Source organism: Terribacillus aidingensis, assembly GCF_900215625.1.
In the GTDB taxonomy this organism is placed as follows: domain Bacteria; phylum Bacillota; class Bacilli; order Bacillales; family Amphibacillaceae; genus Terribacillus; species Terribacillus aidingensis.
Map to the genome: position 1 here is coordinate 709,171 of NZ_OBEK01000001.1, position 16,038 is coordinate 725,208.

General features: G+C 40.8%; 10 protein-coding genes. 8 read left to right on the plus strand and 2 right to left on the minus strand.

The annotated features are described in order from the left end of the window. Positions 1-33 precede the first annotated feature (33 nt). From CRO17_RS03445 to CRO17_RS03460, 4 genes are all read left to right on the plus strand, one after another. The gene (locus tag CRO17_RS03445) at positions 34-1,416 is read left to right on the plus strand and encodes an O-antigen ligase family protein (RefSeq protein WP_097039264.1); all 1,383 of its coding nucleotides are present in this window, start codon (positions 34-36) and stop codon (positions 1,414-1,416) included. 33 nt (positions 1,417-1,449) lie between these two features. Then, positions 1,450-1,920, plus strand: a complete 471-nt coding sequence (gene pssD / locus CRO17_RS03450) for a PssD/Cps14F family polysaccharide biosynthesis glycosyltransferase (RefSeq protein ID WP_097039266.1) — start codon at positions 1,450-1,452, stop codon at positions 1,918-1,920. Next, positions 1,917-2,396, plus strand: coding sequence for a PssE/Cps14G family polysaccharide biosynthesis glycosyltransferase (gene pssE / locus CRO17_RS03455; RefSeq protein ID WP_097039268.1), 480 nt, complete (start codon positions 1,917-1,919; stop codon positions 2,394-2,396). The genes pssD and pssE overlap by 4 nt, the downstream gene beginning before the upstream one ends. A 201-nt stretch (positions 2,397-2,597) precedes the next feature. Then, positions 2,598-3,689 (plus strand): glycosyltransferase family 4 protein, encoded by a 1,092-nt coding sequence (locus CRO17_RS03460; protein ID WP_097039270.1) that lies wholly within the window; start codon positions 2,598-2,600, stop codon positions 3,687-3,689. 64 nt (positions 3,690-3,753) lie between these two features. Here CRO17_RS03460 and CRO17_RS03465 read toward each other — a convergent pair whose 3' ends face one another. Further along, on the minus strand, positions 3,754-4,833 hold the full coding sequence (locus CRO17_RS03465; protein ID WP_245864582.1) for a CDP-glycerol glycerophosphotransferase family protein: 1,080 nt from the start codon (positions 4,831-4,833) through the stop codon (positions 3,754-3,756). Between the two features lie 112 nt (positions 4,834-4,945). Further along, on the minus strand, positions 4,946-5,344 hold the full coding sequence (gene tagD / locus CRO17_RS03470) for a glycerol-3-phosphate cytidylyltransferase (RefSeq protein WP_097039274.1): 399 nt from the start codon (positions 5,342-5,344) through the stop codon (positions 4,946-4,948). Between the two features lie 383 nt (positions 5,345-5,727). On the opposite strand from tagD, the gene CRO17_RS03475 reads away from it, so the two are divergent. The 4 genes from CRO17_RS03475 to CRO17_RS03490 all read left to right on the plus strand — a co-directional run bounded on the left by CRO17_RS03475 (position 5,728) and on the right by CRO17_RS03490 (position 15,962). Beyond that, positions 5,728-7,854 carry a CDP-glycerol glycerophosphotransferase family protein gene (locus tag CRO17_RS03475; RefSeq protein WP_097039276.1) on the plus strand — a complete coding sequence of 709 codons (2,127 nt, stop codon included), beginning with the start codon at positions 5,728-5,730 and terminating at the stop codon, positions 7,852-7,854. 326 nt (positions 7,855-8,180) lie between these two features. Beyond that, positions 8,181-11,387: an N-acetylglucosaminidase gene (locus CRO17_RS03480; protein WP_097039278.1), complete on the plus strand. Its 3,207-nt coding sequence runs from the start codon at positions 8,181-8,183 to the stop codon at positions 11,385-11,387. Positions 11,388-11,594: 207 nt separating this feature from the next. Then, positions 11,595-14,132 (plus strand): peptidoglycan recognition protein family protein, encoded by a 2,538-nt coding sequence (locus CRO17_RS03485; RefSeq protein WP_097039280.1) that lies wholly within the window; start codon positions 11,595-11,597, stop codon positions 14,130-14,132. 225 nt (positions 14,133-14,357) lie between these two features. Then, complete coding sequence (locus tag CRO17_RS03490; RefSeq protein WP_097039282.1) at positions 14,358-15,962, plus strand: glycosyltransferase family 2 protein; 1,605 nt, start codon at positions 14,358-14,360, stop codon at positions 15,960-15,962. The last annotated feature ends 76 nt before the right edge of the window (positions 15,963-16,038 follow it).

The window sequence follows — 16,038 nt, forward strand, 5'->3', positions numbered from 1 at the left end:
ATTGGCAAGAGTGGCACGAAGGAGGACATTCAGTTGCAAGCGTTGATGCAAAGACTTAAGGATAATCATCATACATTAGAAAAACTATTCATCTTCTTTATACTAACCCAGCCTTTTCTTGATTTGCTGGCGTATTTCTCCATACCGGTTTCGAATCCGATACGACTTCTCGTAATTCCGATTGGCATGCTGTACATGCTTAGTTACCCGGATAGACGGTGGGGCAGAAATGCGTTCATTTACATGGCTGTTCTAGCTGTTTATTTTGCAGCCAGTTTTGCTGTCAATATGATATGGAAAGATCCGGTTTCGGCTGTAGGAGAGCTGACATTCATTCTGAAGACTTTCTTCTTCATTACAGCGCTGCTCGTCTATGTCATGCTATTCCGTCATCTGGATGAGAATCGTGATTGGAAGGTCACGGTGCCAAAATATCTGTTCATCAATACAAGTGTTGTCAGCGTTGTTATGCTGATTGCTGAGGTAACTGGAACAGGCAAGCGTAGCTACGACTACTTGGCTAAACAAGGTCATTCCGGCTGGTTCTTTTCCGGCAATGAAATCAGTGCCATTTTAGGAATGGGTTTCTGCGGAGCAATCATCTACTATCTGTTCGTTAAGAAAGGGATGCTCGCACAAATTAGCTGTACAGCACTCGTAGGAGTCATGATATGGGCAATGCTGACGATTGGAACGAAGGTTGCATTTGGAGCAGCTTTAGTTGTTTTAGGATTTGCGCTCGTTCTGCTGCTCATACAAGCCATTGTGAAGCGAAATAACATCATTCAGGCAGGGGTTGTGCTTGTATTATTGGCTATCACCATACTTGTTACGCCGGAAATGCCAATTGGCAATAACCTCGGTTTATCCGTTGAAATGGCTAATGAAAAAGCGCAGAAGCAGGAAGAAGAGTTAGGAATAGCGCCGCTTCCAGAAGAGGAAGAAGGAGAAGTCCCGCCTCCGGGAAGTGTCAGACAGTGGAGTTCCTGGCAGCTCATGGCTTTAAACGGCCGAGAGGAGTACTTCGGTACAGTTCTTTACTATTATGAACATGCACCGGTCATCCAAAAAGTCTTTGGAATGGGTATTGGCGGGAACTACACAGGAGAGAAACCACGCATTATTGAGATGGATATTCTTGATTGGTTCTTTGGCTTCGGCTATTTAGGTACAATCATTCTCATACTTCCTTTACTGTTTGTTATCGGCAGTATTATTGTATTTATTTTCAAGCAGCGTTTCCGGACTTTACATGCCACGGCATTATTTACAGGCGCCGGCGCTTGCATCGGACTCGGTGCAGCATTCATTGCTGGTCATATCCTGTCATCTCCGGCATCCGGATTTTATTTGGCACTGCTCCTCGGGTTCCTATATGGATTACTCAGACAGAAGCCGGAGAAGTTCTTTCAATAGCATCTAACCATAACGGAATGGAGCGAACTCTTGATGAAAAAGAAAAAACTGCTTCTGATCTCATCCATCGGCGGGCATTTAACTCAGCTTTTGCAGCTGGAGCCATTGTTCAAGGAATATGACTATCATATCGTGACGGAAAAATCCGAAATTACGGAACAGCTGAAAGGGAAGCACCCGATGAGCTTTCTTGTCTACGGGGCACGCAATTATCCTTTTCGCTATATTTTCAAATTCAGTTACAACATCATCAAGTCAATCTTTTTATTCCTGAAACATCGTCCGGATGTCGTCATCTCCACAGGTGCGCATACATCCGTTCCGATGTGCTATATCGCCAAGCTTTTTGGGAAAAGAGTTATCTTTATCGAAAGCTTTGCAAAGTCCACGTCGCCAACTCTATCAGGGAAGATGATATATCCTATTGCTGATTTATTCATCGTGCAATGGGAAACAATGAAGCAAATCTACCCGAAAGCGGTCTACGGGGGGTCTATCTATTGATACTCGTTGTGTTAGGTACCCATGAACTTCCCTTTACACGGCTTCTAGAGGAAGTAGAACGGCTGAAAAAGGAAGGCATTATAAAGGAAGAAGTCATTGTGCAAGCTGGTCATACAAAGTATGAAAGTGATGTGCTGGATATCAAACCTTTCGTTAACTACGAAGTAATGGATGAGCTAATGGAAGATGCCAGTGTTGTAATCACACATGCTGGTACGGGGTCTGTTATTTCTGCTTTAAAAAAGGGTAAGAAAGTTATTGCGGCAGCGCGGCTGAAAAAGTATGGCGAACATAATGATGATCACCAGCTTCAGCTTTTATCTATTTTCCTGGAACAAAAGCATATTTTAAGCTGGGGAGAAGGCGAAGATCTTGGTAAGGTGATGGAAAAGACAGCAAGCTTTGAGCCAGTCCCGTTCAAATCTGGTAAAGAGCAAATGTTCTCCATTTTAAACGACTTCCTAAAAGAAGCATAAGGAATATTAAGAGAATGTAAACTGCTGACACAAGCTCGTCATACAAACTTTACAATGGATGTAATTGAGTTTTGCCGGCAGAAACATTATAATAGTACAGAACATGCATAGAATACTGTCGAAATCTAGTAGCTTATAATACTCGGAAAATAAAAAAATACTCATTTACGTTTGCAAGCAAGCTATTTTAGGAGGATACGAATGGTACACATAACGCCTTTGATCATAGCGTTGGCAGCATGCTTCGTTTTATCGCTAGTGCTGACACCTATGGTGAAAAAGCTGGCATTCGCAATCGGAGCAACGGATAAACCAAACGCTAGAAAAGTACACCAGAAAATTATGCCGCGGCTTGGCGGACTGGCCATTTACATCAGTTTCATCCTTGGTTATCTGATTTTCATGCCAAATGATTCGAATACTGCACCGATCTTAATTGGTGCAACAATGATTACATTAATTGGAATGCTTGACGATAAATTTATCTTATCAGCAAAAATAAAGCTTATCGGTCAGATTGCAGCAGCGACTATAACAGTCCTAGGCGGCATTCAGATTGACTTTGTAACACTGCCTTTCACTGGCCGAATTGAATTTGGCGCGTGGGCAATCCCAATTACGATTCTTTGGATTGTCGGTATCACAAACGCAATCAACTTAATTGATGGATTGGATGGATTAGCAGCAGGTGTTTCCGCTATCGCGTTGTTCACAATTTCCATGATCGCGATCAGCATGGGGAATCCGCTATCCGCAATGATGGGTGTGCTGTTATTGGGAAGCACGCTTGGTTTCCTAGTATTTAACTTCCACCCAGCGAAGATATTCATGGGAGATACAGGAGCATTATTTCTTGGTTATATGATAGCTGTATTATCTGTCAGCGGATTGTTCAAGAACGTCGCTTTGTTCTCCTTGATTGTGCCGATTATCATTCTAGGAGTTCCAATCTTGGATACGACGTTTGCAATCATCCGCCGGATCGTGCAAAGGAAACCATTGTCTGCGCCGGATAAGTTTCACCTGCATCATTGTCTGTTGAATCTAGGATTCTCTCATCGTCAAACTGTTATCGTTATTTATGCAATTAGCGGCATCTTCAGTATTACAGGAGTTTTGTATACAGAAGCAACGATGTGGGGTTCAGCTATCCTAATTATTTCGCTGGCAATACTCATTGAACTAATTGTTGAAATTACGGGATTGATTAGCGAACGCTATCGTCCGTTGCTCAACATGATCGGTTTCACAAAAGAACCAGATGAAGAAAAGCGTAAACGACAGCATCAATAAAGTGAGGAACCCTTCTCCAATCGGAGAAGGGTTCTTTTTGTACAAAAAAACACGCTGATTTATATCAGCGTGTTGTCTGTGCAGACGGCTTTACTGTTGCAGCAACAGCCGTATGTGACGAATACATAGCTTGGACGAGCTGGTCGCTCGCGTGGCCATTGGAATACTGGTTCCATTGTTTAGCGAAAGCTTGCACCTTTTCTAATTGGAACGCATTTTGTTTAATCACTTTAATAATTGACTTTGTATCTCTGACCATTGGTCCAGGAAGCGACTCGAGATATTCATCCGACACACCGCGATTTTTCTGGTAATCCTCCAGGTCATAATTAAAGAAGATAATCGGGCGGTTAAGCAGAGAGTACTCAAATGGGATAGAAGAATAATCAGTAATTAGAATATCAGTCACCAGTAAAAGCGGGTTGATATTTTTATAATGTGTAACATCAATTACAAAGTTTGGGAATATGTTAGCCAAATCCCATGTTACCGCTGGATGGAGGCGCAGGAAAAGTACATATTCCTGTCCCAGTTCCCGGTATAATCGCTCAATATCAAGTGCTATATTCGGTTTGGCTAGTTCGTTGTCACGGTAAGTTGGTGCATACAAAATAACTTTTCGTTTTTTTATAATGGGATATTGTTCGGTAATATCCTTTTCAATTTGCTCTATTTGCTCTTCGTCAAAGAAGAAATCTGTCCTTGGCATACCAGTCCGCAGTATGTTGTTATTTGAAAGTCCAAAGCTTTTCTGGAAAATCGAAGCCATCTTTTCGGAGCCGACAGTCACATAGGTAAAGCGGCTGTACACTTGCTTGAACCGTTCTTGTGCCTTCGTGCTTCTTGTTTCAACGGAAGGGTCTTCTAAGCCGAATCTCTTCATGGCGCCAGCTGCATGCCATAACTGAACAACAGAAACGTTTGGTTTAAAGTCGGTAACAGCAAGAAAGCCGAAATAGTTATCTACCATCACGACGCGCGAAGTAGCGAGGTGATAGATCCCTTTCATAAAACTACTCATGTTTGTCATGGCAAAAGGCACAATCTCTGCTTCGAGATCAGCAAAATCTTCCCGGCAGGAAGTTGTCTTTAATATAACTATTTCTCCCGTATTCCATTTTTCAAGCGATTTAGCCGTATACAAAACATTATCCCCAAAAGAGGAAACCAATGTGGTTTTGTTCTTTTGGGGAAACAGCCTGAAAAATATGAATATAGTTTTAAAGAATACTAGATAGAGAGAAATAGCAAACTCTCTAACCATTATTCACTTCTAAAAGATCACCTTTGATCTTAGAAGTGGAGATACCTACTGTACGTGGGAGATAAACGACTTCACAATGATCTTTCAAGAAATCGAATTTACCTTCCCAGTCGCTGCCCATGACAAAAACATCGATATTGTGGTCTACAACATCGTGAATTTTCTGATCCCAGCTTTCTTCCGCAATAACTTCGTCTACATAACGAATTGCTTCAAGAATCATCTTACGGTTTTCAAAGCTGTGATAAGACTTCTTATCTTTTAGCTTATTAAACTCATCGGAAGAGATTGCTACAACCAAATAATCGCCCATTTCCTTCGCACGGCGAAGTAAGTTCACATGACCCCAGTGCAACAAATCAAATGTACCGTAAGTAATTACTTTTTTCATTGTTGTGCCTCATTTCCTTTATAATTTGGTATTTCATATATAAAAGTTGTCTGCATCTTCATTGTCACAGTGTAATTATAACTTATGATATTTACACTTGATTAACATTATATTTACATTTTAATTAAATATCAAGTCTGCTATGATAATAGAATACAATTATAAAATAAATTGTCGAAAATAGATACGAAATCTTTCGTATTTCCTACATTTGGAGCGAAAAATGCATAATTAATCCAGCATGATGCATGCTAATGGAGAATAAGAGCAGATTTATAAATACAAAGAATACGTAAAGAACTTTACAAATGATTTGTTGAATTACCTACATATGAAATTTATAATAAAGAATGGATTTGCAAGTCGAGAGGAGCAAGAATTGCATGGAAAACGTCAGCCTTCGCAATAGGAGAGCAATATCGGTCCGAATTGATTCGGAAATATTCTATATGGAGATCCCGATAAAAGACTCCTACATCGCTGATTATGAGAACTATCGGTTCTTATTAGTAAACCGTTATACAAATGAAGAATTATATGTAAACTTTGAAGAAGACCACACTGTGGATGACTATATAATCTGTAAAGTAGTGATTAATCCTGCAGAGCATACAGAGCTGCTGCTGGAAGGCGTTATGTGGGATTTGTACGTAGAGCGTATAAATGAGGGAGAAACAAAGCGCGCGCGTATATCCAATCCCCCGGAGCATTTGCAATATCATTCTTACTTTATACCAGGAACAGATAAAGTGTTTTATCCTTACCGAACAGGAAAAGGGAATATTTCCTTCCGAGTGAATGATTATGTATTTTTTGCGAATTTAGAAGAAGTGCATCTGAATAAATCAGGAAAAGTACACTTTTCTGGTTCCTTTAACTATGCTCCACTGTACCAAAGTGACAGCTATAAACTAGAAGAATTAAAACTCATTGTAACGAACAACTTGGACGAAGCTGAAGAGCTTATCTTACCGCTTCAGTTCAAAGAGCGCGAAGATTTAGCAGATAAATATGATGGAAATGAACTGCTGCGACATTCTGGCTTCGAAGGTGAGTTCGATATAATTCCGCACATGGATTTGGAGAATAAGAAATTCTTTAAATTCTATACGGAACTTACGTATACCGAAAACGGGCAGCGTCACACAATTCGCAGTATCCGAATGCGCCATCTGAAGAAAGATAGGGCATTACCTGCATCTGTGAAAACTGCGATAAATGGTAAGAAATATAAACTAACTGCAAAGCTGACGAAAAAATCAAAATATCTTTCCGTTCAGAGTGCAGAGTATCTCTTTATCCGAGAAAGTCTTTCCAGAGCGAAACGGAAATGGGTCAGCATTCGAAGAGGAAAGTTATTGAAAAACAGCTACCAGCGTGTATTTAAATTATTCGGTGCCATCCTTCCGGTAGATAAGAAGCTGATGGTTTTCGAGAGTTTCCTCGGAAAGCAATATAGCGATAATCCTCGAGCAATTTACGAGTATATGACTGAACATTATCCAGATTATAAAATGTATTGGAGTTCGGATCGCCGGGCTGTACCTTATTTCGAAACAAAGGGTGTTCCTTATGTGCGCAGATTTTCGGTTCGCTGGCTGTTTCTTATGACAAGAGCGCGTTACTGGGTATCCAATAGCCGTTTGCCTTTATGGATACCAAAACCTGACCACACTGTGTACTTGCAGACATGGCACGGAACGCCTTTGAAACGTCTCGCAGCCGATATGGACGAGGTGCATATGCCTGGAACAAACACAGAGGCATACAAGCGCAACTTCTTATATGAAGCATCAAAATGGGATTACCTTGTATCACCAAATGCATATTCTAGTGAGATATTCGCTCGAGCATTTGGGTTCGACAAGGCAATGCTCGAGACAGGATATCCGAGAAATGATTTTCTTTATACGCATAATACACCAGAAACAATCGAAGCTCTTAAGAAAAACATCGGCTTGTCAGAAGACAAGAAAATCATCCTCTATGCACCGACATGGCGGGATAATCAGTTCTATCAAAAAGGGAAATACAAATTTGATCTGGAATTAGATTTGGAAAGAATGCGTCAGGAATTAGGCGATGACTATATTGTAGTGCTGCGCCTCCATTACTTGGTTGCAGAAAACCTAGACCTCTCCAGTTTTGAAGGGTTTGCTTATGATTTCTCCAAGCATGAAGATATTCGGGAACTTTATTTAATGGCTGATATGCTAATAACCGATTATTCTTCGGTATTTTTCGACTATGCCAATCTGCGCCGTCCAATGATGTTCTTTGTATATGACTTGGATGACTACCGGGACAACCTTCGCGGCTTCTATTTTGATTTTGAAGAAAAAGCGCCAGGTCCTTTATTCAAGCAAACAGAGCAAATTATTCAGGAAGTGAAACGAATCGATCGAGAAGGCTATACGCCAGATGAACGATTTGAAGCGTTCTACAACAGGTTCTGTTATTTAGAGGATGGACGAGCTTCTGAACGTGTAGTAAAGCAGGTTATTAAGTAAAGCAGCGAAAACCACCATTGATTATCAATGGTGGTTTTTTGTTATTATTTTAAGCTAATATCTTAAAAAAAAGGTCTTTTTACAATTTGTGTAAAAATTTAAATCTTTAGACTCATTTTAAAAGTAAACTTATTGATAATTTAATATAAGATTGTAAAGTTTTGTTTAGTTTTGTAGAATTATAGATAAATAGGTAATTTGTTGCCTATTACATACCATTGTTGTCTATTCGTAGTAAAAATGGAGGAGTGATGAATAAGAGAATTGATTCTTTCAGACAAGTTGCAGTAGTTGAACATTGAAAATTGAATAACTTGGAGGGCGAAATGAAGAAACTCACGTATGCATTAATCTTTCTGCTCCTGTTCAGTATATTGGCTCCGGCTAATTATGTATCTGCGGAAGAAACACAATCCGATCAGCAGGTCGACAAGACCCAAACTGAGCAGTCAGAAACTGTAGTCTCAGAAGAAAAAGCTGAAAAAGCCGATGAATCAGAGGGAGTATCTGTTCAGAAACCTCAAGAGGTAGAGAAGGATGCAGCTGTCGATAATCAAACAGCAGACACAGTGAAGCCGGAAGAAGAAATTACTTCAGCAGTAGAGGAATCTTCTGCAACTGAAGATAGTTCCGTAACAAAAGAGGACACTTCTAAAACGGAGGAAGATACCGTAACAAAGGAGGAATCCTCCCAATCTGAGGAAGAAGAATCTGCCACAGAGAAGGAACAAACAATGCGTGCGTCTTCTGCAGAGGAAGCACCTGTAGAGACTTCGATTAATCGAATAGGTCACCTGCATGCGGATGCGATTATCTATCCCGATCTTAAGAATATGGATAATTTCAAGCAAGCTGTTTCTGGCGGTTATACAGACATTGTTTACTATATTAAAAAGCAGGCAAAGTGGAACAATGAAACGTATTACTTGATTAGTACTCAAGCGAGCAGTACAGCTGGAGTTGCAGGCTGGGTAAAAGCTTCAGAAATGAGCACTCATACACATGACGTTGTAAATAATAAGCAGCAGACTTTTATTATCAAAGGATCTGGAAGTGCCTTCAGCAAACCATGGGGCGGATCTAAAGATAAAGTTTACAATCTTAGCCAGTATAAAGGACAGCAGTTCCAAGTTACCGGTGAAGAAAAGGTTGGCGGGAATGTTTGGTACAAAGGGACTTTAGCAGGTAAGACAGTTTATATTCATTCTGCTTATGTAGACGTATATGTACCAGTACAGATCAAGGATGAAAAGCATACAAGCCGCTTAGGTCATTTGCGCGGCGGAGCTGTCATTTACCCTGATATGAATAATCCTTCCACTGCACTTGATGCAGTCAAAGATGGATACACAGATACTGTGTACTATATTAAAAAGCAGGGGAATATTGACGGTGAGCTTTATTACCTGATCAGCAAAGAACCGAGCAGTACAAACGGTGTTGTAGGCTGGGTAAAAGCCTCAGACATGTCTACACATGCTCATACAACAATCTCTCATGAGAAGAAGACTTTCACTGTTAAAGGAAATGGACAAGCTTTTGCAAAGGCATGGGGGGGACCAAAGGATGTTGTCTACAACCTTAATGACCTGGAAGGGCAGACCTTCCTCGTAAACTTAACGGAGACTGTCGGCAGCAATACTTGGTACAGAGGCATGCTTAATGGGAAGCAAATATTTATTCATTCTGCCTATCTGACAGCATATGATCCAGAGATAGCAGAGCAGAGAACGAGCAAGTTAGGTCATCTGCATGCAGATGCAGTCATTGTACCGGATTTGAAAAATCCTTCTTCTTCACTTTCTGCTGTAGATGCCGGCTATACAGATGCCGTATACTACATCAAAAAAGAAGGAACAATTGCGGGGGAACTTTACTATTTAATTAGTAAAGAACCAAGCGCTGTAAATGGAGTAGTTGGTTGGGTAAGAGCTTCTCAAATGTCAACACATACTCATACGACCATCAGCAAGGAAGAAAAGAAATTCCTTGTAAAAGGATCAGGCGAAGCATTTACAAAAGCATGGGGCGGTACAAAAGACCGTGTTTATAATCTAGCAAATCACAAGAATGAAGTGTTCAGAGTAGATTTAACAGAAACAGTTGGAAATAATACTTGGTATCGCGGTATGCTCGGCGATAAGAAAGTATTTATCCACAGTGCGTTTGTCGAACCGGTTAATGAGTCTCGAATAAGCCGTCTAGGCCACCTGAAAGGTGATGCAATCGTTTATAGCGATTGGGCTGATTCTGCTAGCGGAAGAGATGCTGCAGACACAGGTCTGACAGATGCGGTATATTATATTAAAGCGCAAGTAGAAGTAAACGGATCAACATTTTACAAGATCAGCAAAGAGCCAAGCAGTACAAATGGTGTCGTTGGCTGGGTGAAGTCCTCACAGATGTCAACCCACGAGCATGTGACGATTGATCGTGCTGCTAAAGCATTTTATGTGAATGGTTCTGGAAGCTCTTATGCGAAAGCATGGGGCGGTGCAAAAGACTTGGTCATCCGTGACATGTCTTCGTACGAAGGTTCACAGTTCCGTGTTAACCTGACTGAAAAAGTCGGTAGCAATATTTGGTACCGCGGTGTGATGGATGGAAAAGAAATGTGGCTGCATCAAGCTTTTGTAACAGAAAGCCATGAAGCGAAGACACAGTACGATTTGACATTGGATGAAGCACTAAAAATTCAGCAGACTGCTTCTGCGCAGACAGATAGTGAATATAACACCTATGTCTCTGCGGATTACATCAATAGCAGCAGCCAGGTATCAGCTGACCTCTTGAATGTTCGCGGCGGCCCAAGTACAAACTACTGGGTTGTGGGTACGTTGAGCAAAGGTGCTAAAGTAAATATTATTCGGCAAGTTGGAAATTGGTATCAGATTGAATTCACTAACTCTCGTCAGTGGGTAAATGCGAGTCCTTCTGATATTAAATACTATCTGGATCCGAACAATTTCCTGCAAGATGAGAAGCAGCGCTTCCAATTCCTTGATTTAACGAGAGCGAGCGATGCATCAGAGGCCGCACTCAATAAGTACCTAAATGGTAAAGGTACGTTGTCAGGTCAAGGGAAAGCATTCATTGATGCTGCAAGACTTTATGGCGTTAACGATGTATATTTAGTGTCCCATGCCACGCTTGAGACAGGGAATGGTACATCGACACTGGCGCAAGGAGTCAACTATAACGGTAAAACAGTATATAACATGTATGGTGTTGGCGCTTACGATAGTTGTCCGATTGAATGTGGCGCAAAACGAGCATATGATGAAGGCTGGACTTCTCCATATCTGGCAATTGTCGGGGGAGCACAGTATATCGGCGCAGGCTACATCAATTCTGGTCAAAATACGCTATATAAGATGCGCTGGAATCCAGCTGCAATGGCGGCAACGGGTACGTTTGGTAAGCAGTATGCCACTGACATTGGCTGGGCCTCCAAACAAGTATCTACCATGTACAATCTGTATCAGAACATGGGTATTTATACCTTATACCTTGATATACCACATTATCGATAAAAGAAAAAGCACATTATCCAAAGCGGATAATGTGCTTTTTTTGTAAATTACTATTTATACTTGTAAATTTTTGTCGATATATTAGGTGGAAAGGTTTGAGCAAATAATTTACACTTCGTTTACTTCCTAATTCAAGATGCCTAGAAAGGAGCAGGTTATTTATACGGCAGCTTTAACCATTTCTAATAAGGATAATAGAGGGTAAATATGAATAAAATTATCAGTTTGATCGTCGTTGTGATGTTGTGTTTTAGTATCATGCCATTTGCATCCTTAGCAGAAGAGCGGGAGGATACAGAGAGTAAAGCCGACCCATCCGTTGATCCTGAAGTGTCCTTACCAGAAGCTGCGTCTGAAGAAGAAAAGACAGAAACATCAGCGCAGCCTGAAGAAGAGCAGCAAGATGAGCAGGAGATGGCAGAACAGCCCGCTGCAGTGGATCAAAACGAATCAAAAAGTGAAGTTGAAGAGCAAGTAGAAGAACAGTCTGAAATTTTACAGACAAATCCAGATCAAGTGACAGAAGAGAAATCTGTTAAAGAGATAGAGGAAGAACCAGAAACAAATCAGGGACCAGAAAAAGAGCAGACCAAAGAAGCACAGCCAAAGTATAACGAGCTTGGAATCAAGGAAGGTACAACCGTTTACGGTATTGATATTAGTAAACTATCAGCTGATGAGCTGAAGTACATTCCAGTTGATTGGCGAGATGGTATGGGAGAAGAAGAAAGTGAATCTCCTTCAGAACCGCGATTATCAGCTAAGTCCAGTTATCCTAATGTGAATAATTGGATCAAAAACAATACTTCTTCCGCAGTCTCTATTCGATACGAGCATAAAACTCAGTTTCCGAGATTTAACTACCGATTTGGTAGAGGATCGGTTGAGGGAGTGGTAGCTCATGAGACGGCAAACCCGAATTCTACTATTCGAAGTGAAATAAATTATATGACTAGAAATTATAATAATGCATTTGTTCATGCGTTTGTCGATCATGGCAATATCATTGAAATCCATCCGACTGATAATGCGGCTTGGGGGGGCGGTTATTACGCTAACCAGCGTTTTGTTCATGTTGAATTAGTAAGAGAAGATAACTTTGCGGATTTTGCAAGATCGATAAATAACTATGCCGATTACATTGCTACTATCTTAGCAAAATATAATCTTGGCGTAACTAGTGCAGAAGCAAACGGCAGGGGAACATTATGGTCGCATAAAGCAGTCAGTCGATTCCTTGGCGGTACGAACCATGTTGATCCGCACGGCTACTTTGCCCAGTATGGATACAGCTGGTATGAATTTGTTGAATTGGTTACCGAACGCTATAATCAAAAAGCAATCAAGTACAGCAAAACTAGCAAACTAGGACATATCCGATCGACAAGTGCGAGGATCTATCCAAACCTTTCGAACCGTTCCAGCAGTACACAGGCGGGTACTTCGAGAACAGACCAGGTCTATTACATCAAAAAGCAAGCTAATGTCAGTGGTACCATCTACTACTTGCTAAGTACAAAGCCAAGCGCCTCTTCGGGTACAATTGGCTGGATGAAAGCTCGCGATGTAAAGGAGTATGCGCATAAGACAATCAGCCATGATAAGTCCATGTACACCATTAAAGGTGTTGGAAAAGCTTATACCAAAGCATGGGGCGGATCGAAGGACCAAGTATATAATCTAGCTTCCTTGAAGGGGAAAGTTATCACCTCTAATCTTGTTGAAACAGTTGGGAATAATACATGGATTCGGGGGACGCTTAACGGGAAAGAAGTATGGGTGCATTCCAGCTTCGTCACCGATAAAAGGAAAGAAAGCAAAACAAGTAAGCTAGGACATTTGCGTGGCGGCGCTAAGATTTACAAAGATGCAAATAACAAAGCGCAATATCGCAATGCAGCCACTACTGATTATAATCAAGTCTATTACATCAAGAAGCAGATAGAAAGAGATGGACAATTATTCTATCTGATCAGTTATGCACCAAGCAGTACGAAGGAGCTAGTTGGCTGGGTGAAAGCAGAGCAGCTCAAAACATACAGCCACAAAGGCTACAGTAAGAAACACCAGACACTTTATTTGACCGGTTCTGGGAAATCGTACAATAAAGCATGGGGCGGAGGCAAGAATCTTGTAGCTAGTAATTTGTCTGGCTCTAAAGGAAAACCGTTTTATGTACATCTCACAGAAAAAATCGGCAATAATATCTGGTACCGAGGAACGCTTGATGGGAAACAGATGTGGCTTCACAGTGCTTATGTAACGGAGAAAAATGAAAGTAAAACAAGTAAGCTTGGTCACTTGCGTGCAGATGCAGAGATTCTATCTGCTCCTGGTATAACAGCAAATGCTAAGAAAGCAATCAATGGTTACACAGATGAAGTATATTATATAAAGAAGCAAGGGGTCTTCGATAAGAAGACCTACTACCTTATCAGTTACAATCCAAGCAGTGTTAGTGGTACTGTCGGTTGGGTAGAAGCAGGACAAATGAATATACACTCCCACAAAGGCTACAGCAAGAAACAAGTGACACTTTATCTCACAGGTTCAGGGAAGTCATATAATAAAGCATGGGGCGGCAGAAAGAATCTCGTTAGCAGTAATTTAACTGCCTATAAGGGGAAAGCCTTCCATGTAAACCTTACAGAAAAAGTCGGCAATAACATCTGGTATCGCGGTACGCTTAATGGGAAACAGATGTGGCTGCATAATGCTTTTGTATCGAGCAATGTTAGAAAGTAGGCAAGAAAGCGGATATCCCTTGCTATACACATACCGCAATGCCAAGCAAATATTTGTTACTACATAGAGCAGCAAACTGTTTTCGGCAACACATAGAACAATCCATCCAAAAGCAAAGATCACACCACGTGAGGCAGTACGTGGTGTGATTTTTTGTTACATTTTGCAGGAATAAGATGTAAAATAGAATTAGTGTAAATTTAATGTAAAATAGCGGAGGAAAGAATGAAGTTTACAATCGCAATACCAGTATATAATGACGAGAATACAATTAAGCAGTGTTTAGATAGTGTAATCAAGCAGACAATCGGGAAAGACAAGCTAGAGATTATCTGTGTGAATGATGGCTCGACTGACCAAAGTCCGGCTATCTTGGAGGAGTACAGCAATACATATCATTTTGTTCGAGTTGTTCATCAAGAGAATAGCGGCTCACCAAGCGGACCGCGCAATAAGGCAATTGAGATTGCTACAGGTGATTATATCTTCTTTGTTGACGGCGACGATTATCTTGGAGAAGAAGCATTAGAGAGAATGGAGGAGAAAGTGCTTCAGTATGACAGCGACATTGTTGTTGGAAAATATGTAGGTATTAATAGGGGTGTCCCTGCTGCTATATTCCGTAATCCGGATAATTTCAGTTTTTATGGATCCAATGCCATGTATACGGTTAGTGTACAGAAATTATTTCGAGTCAGCTTACTGCGGGAACATAACATCCGCTTCCCAGAGCATTATTCTTTAGGGGAAGATCAGCCGTTTATTATTCAGGCCTACGCTTATTCTAATTCCATCTCCATCGTGAATGACTACCCTTGTTACTATCTAACCAATAACTTGACTGTGGGCAGAGAGCAGCTTACGAAGAAACCGATAACAGGCCGTCTTTATATGCATCAATTTGAAGAGACACTAGCAGCGATACAAAGTTTAAACCTGCCGAGAGAGAAGAAACTTCGCACGTATTACCAATACTTAACGCGGGTTTTAAATATTGAATTGCGAACTACCATCGTGCGTTCCTTCCAAATGGAAGACAAACACTTTATTTTTGATTCATTGAAGGCTTTAATAAAACAGCACAATTATTTAGATATTTATCCAAACTTTAATACGAGAGAAAAACTGCTCCTGCGTATTATTGAACAAGGGGAACTGGAAGATCTTATTAATTTCTGGTACGCTGAGCGTCATCCTGGGAATATGCAAGTATTTCATGGATTGGTGTATCCGAAAACAGAAAAGGCTTATGAACTAGCAAAAGCCGAATCGTTATCGTTTCACCGTTCCAACAAGTTAACTGCGGCGGTGACTCGTGTTCAGAAAGCAGCAGCAGGATTATTGATAGAGGGGTATCATTACCATTCGCTAGTAGATGCATCGGATGAACAGCTATATGTAAAATTAAGCGATAGAGACAGTGATCGTGTCATATCCCTTGCAGTCCAGAAGGGTGCTTATCAAATAGACAGTCCTATACCAGTTAATCCCGAGGTAATGCAAGAACAGATTGTTTCCCAGTTCCATGTGGTTATCCCTGCTTCTGTGTTAGAGGAGCTGGAAGCTACTAAGGGAATTGTCGATATGCACCTCGTCAGCAGAATCGAAAATTATACAGCTATAGCTCGTATATTGGGTGAGTTTACCCATCACCTAACAGCTAAGCACGTATCATCGAGGAAGAAAAGTAGAGAGTTAACTATCACAACCTACAATACAAAGCATGGTAACCTGTCCTTAAAGCTGCAGGATACAGCAAAAAAGAAACCGAAACAACTTAGTCGGAAACAGCGTATCTCCAACAAAATCAAGCGAATGCTAAAAGCATAACCGGGTTATTGTTTTGAAAATGTTTGTCGTTATGCTATCTTAAGTAAACAATTATTCCGCTTAGGAGGATACAACA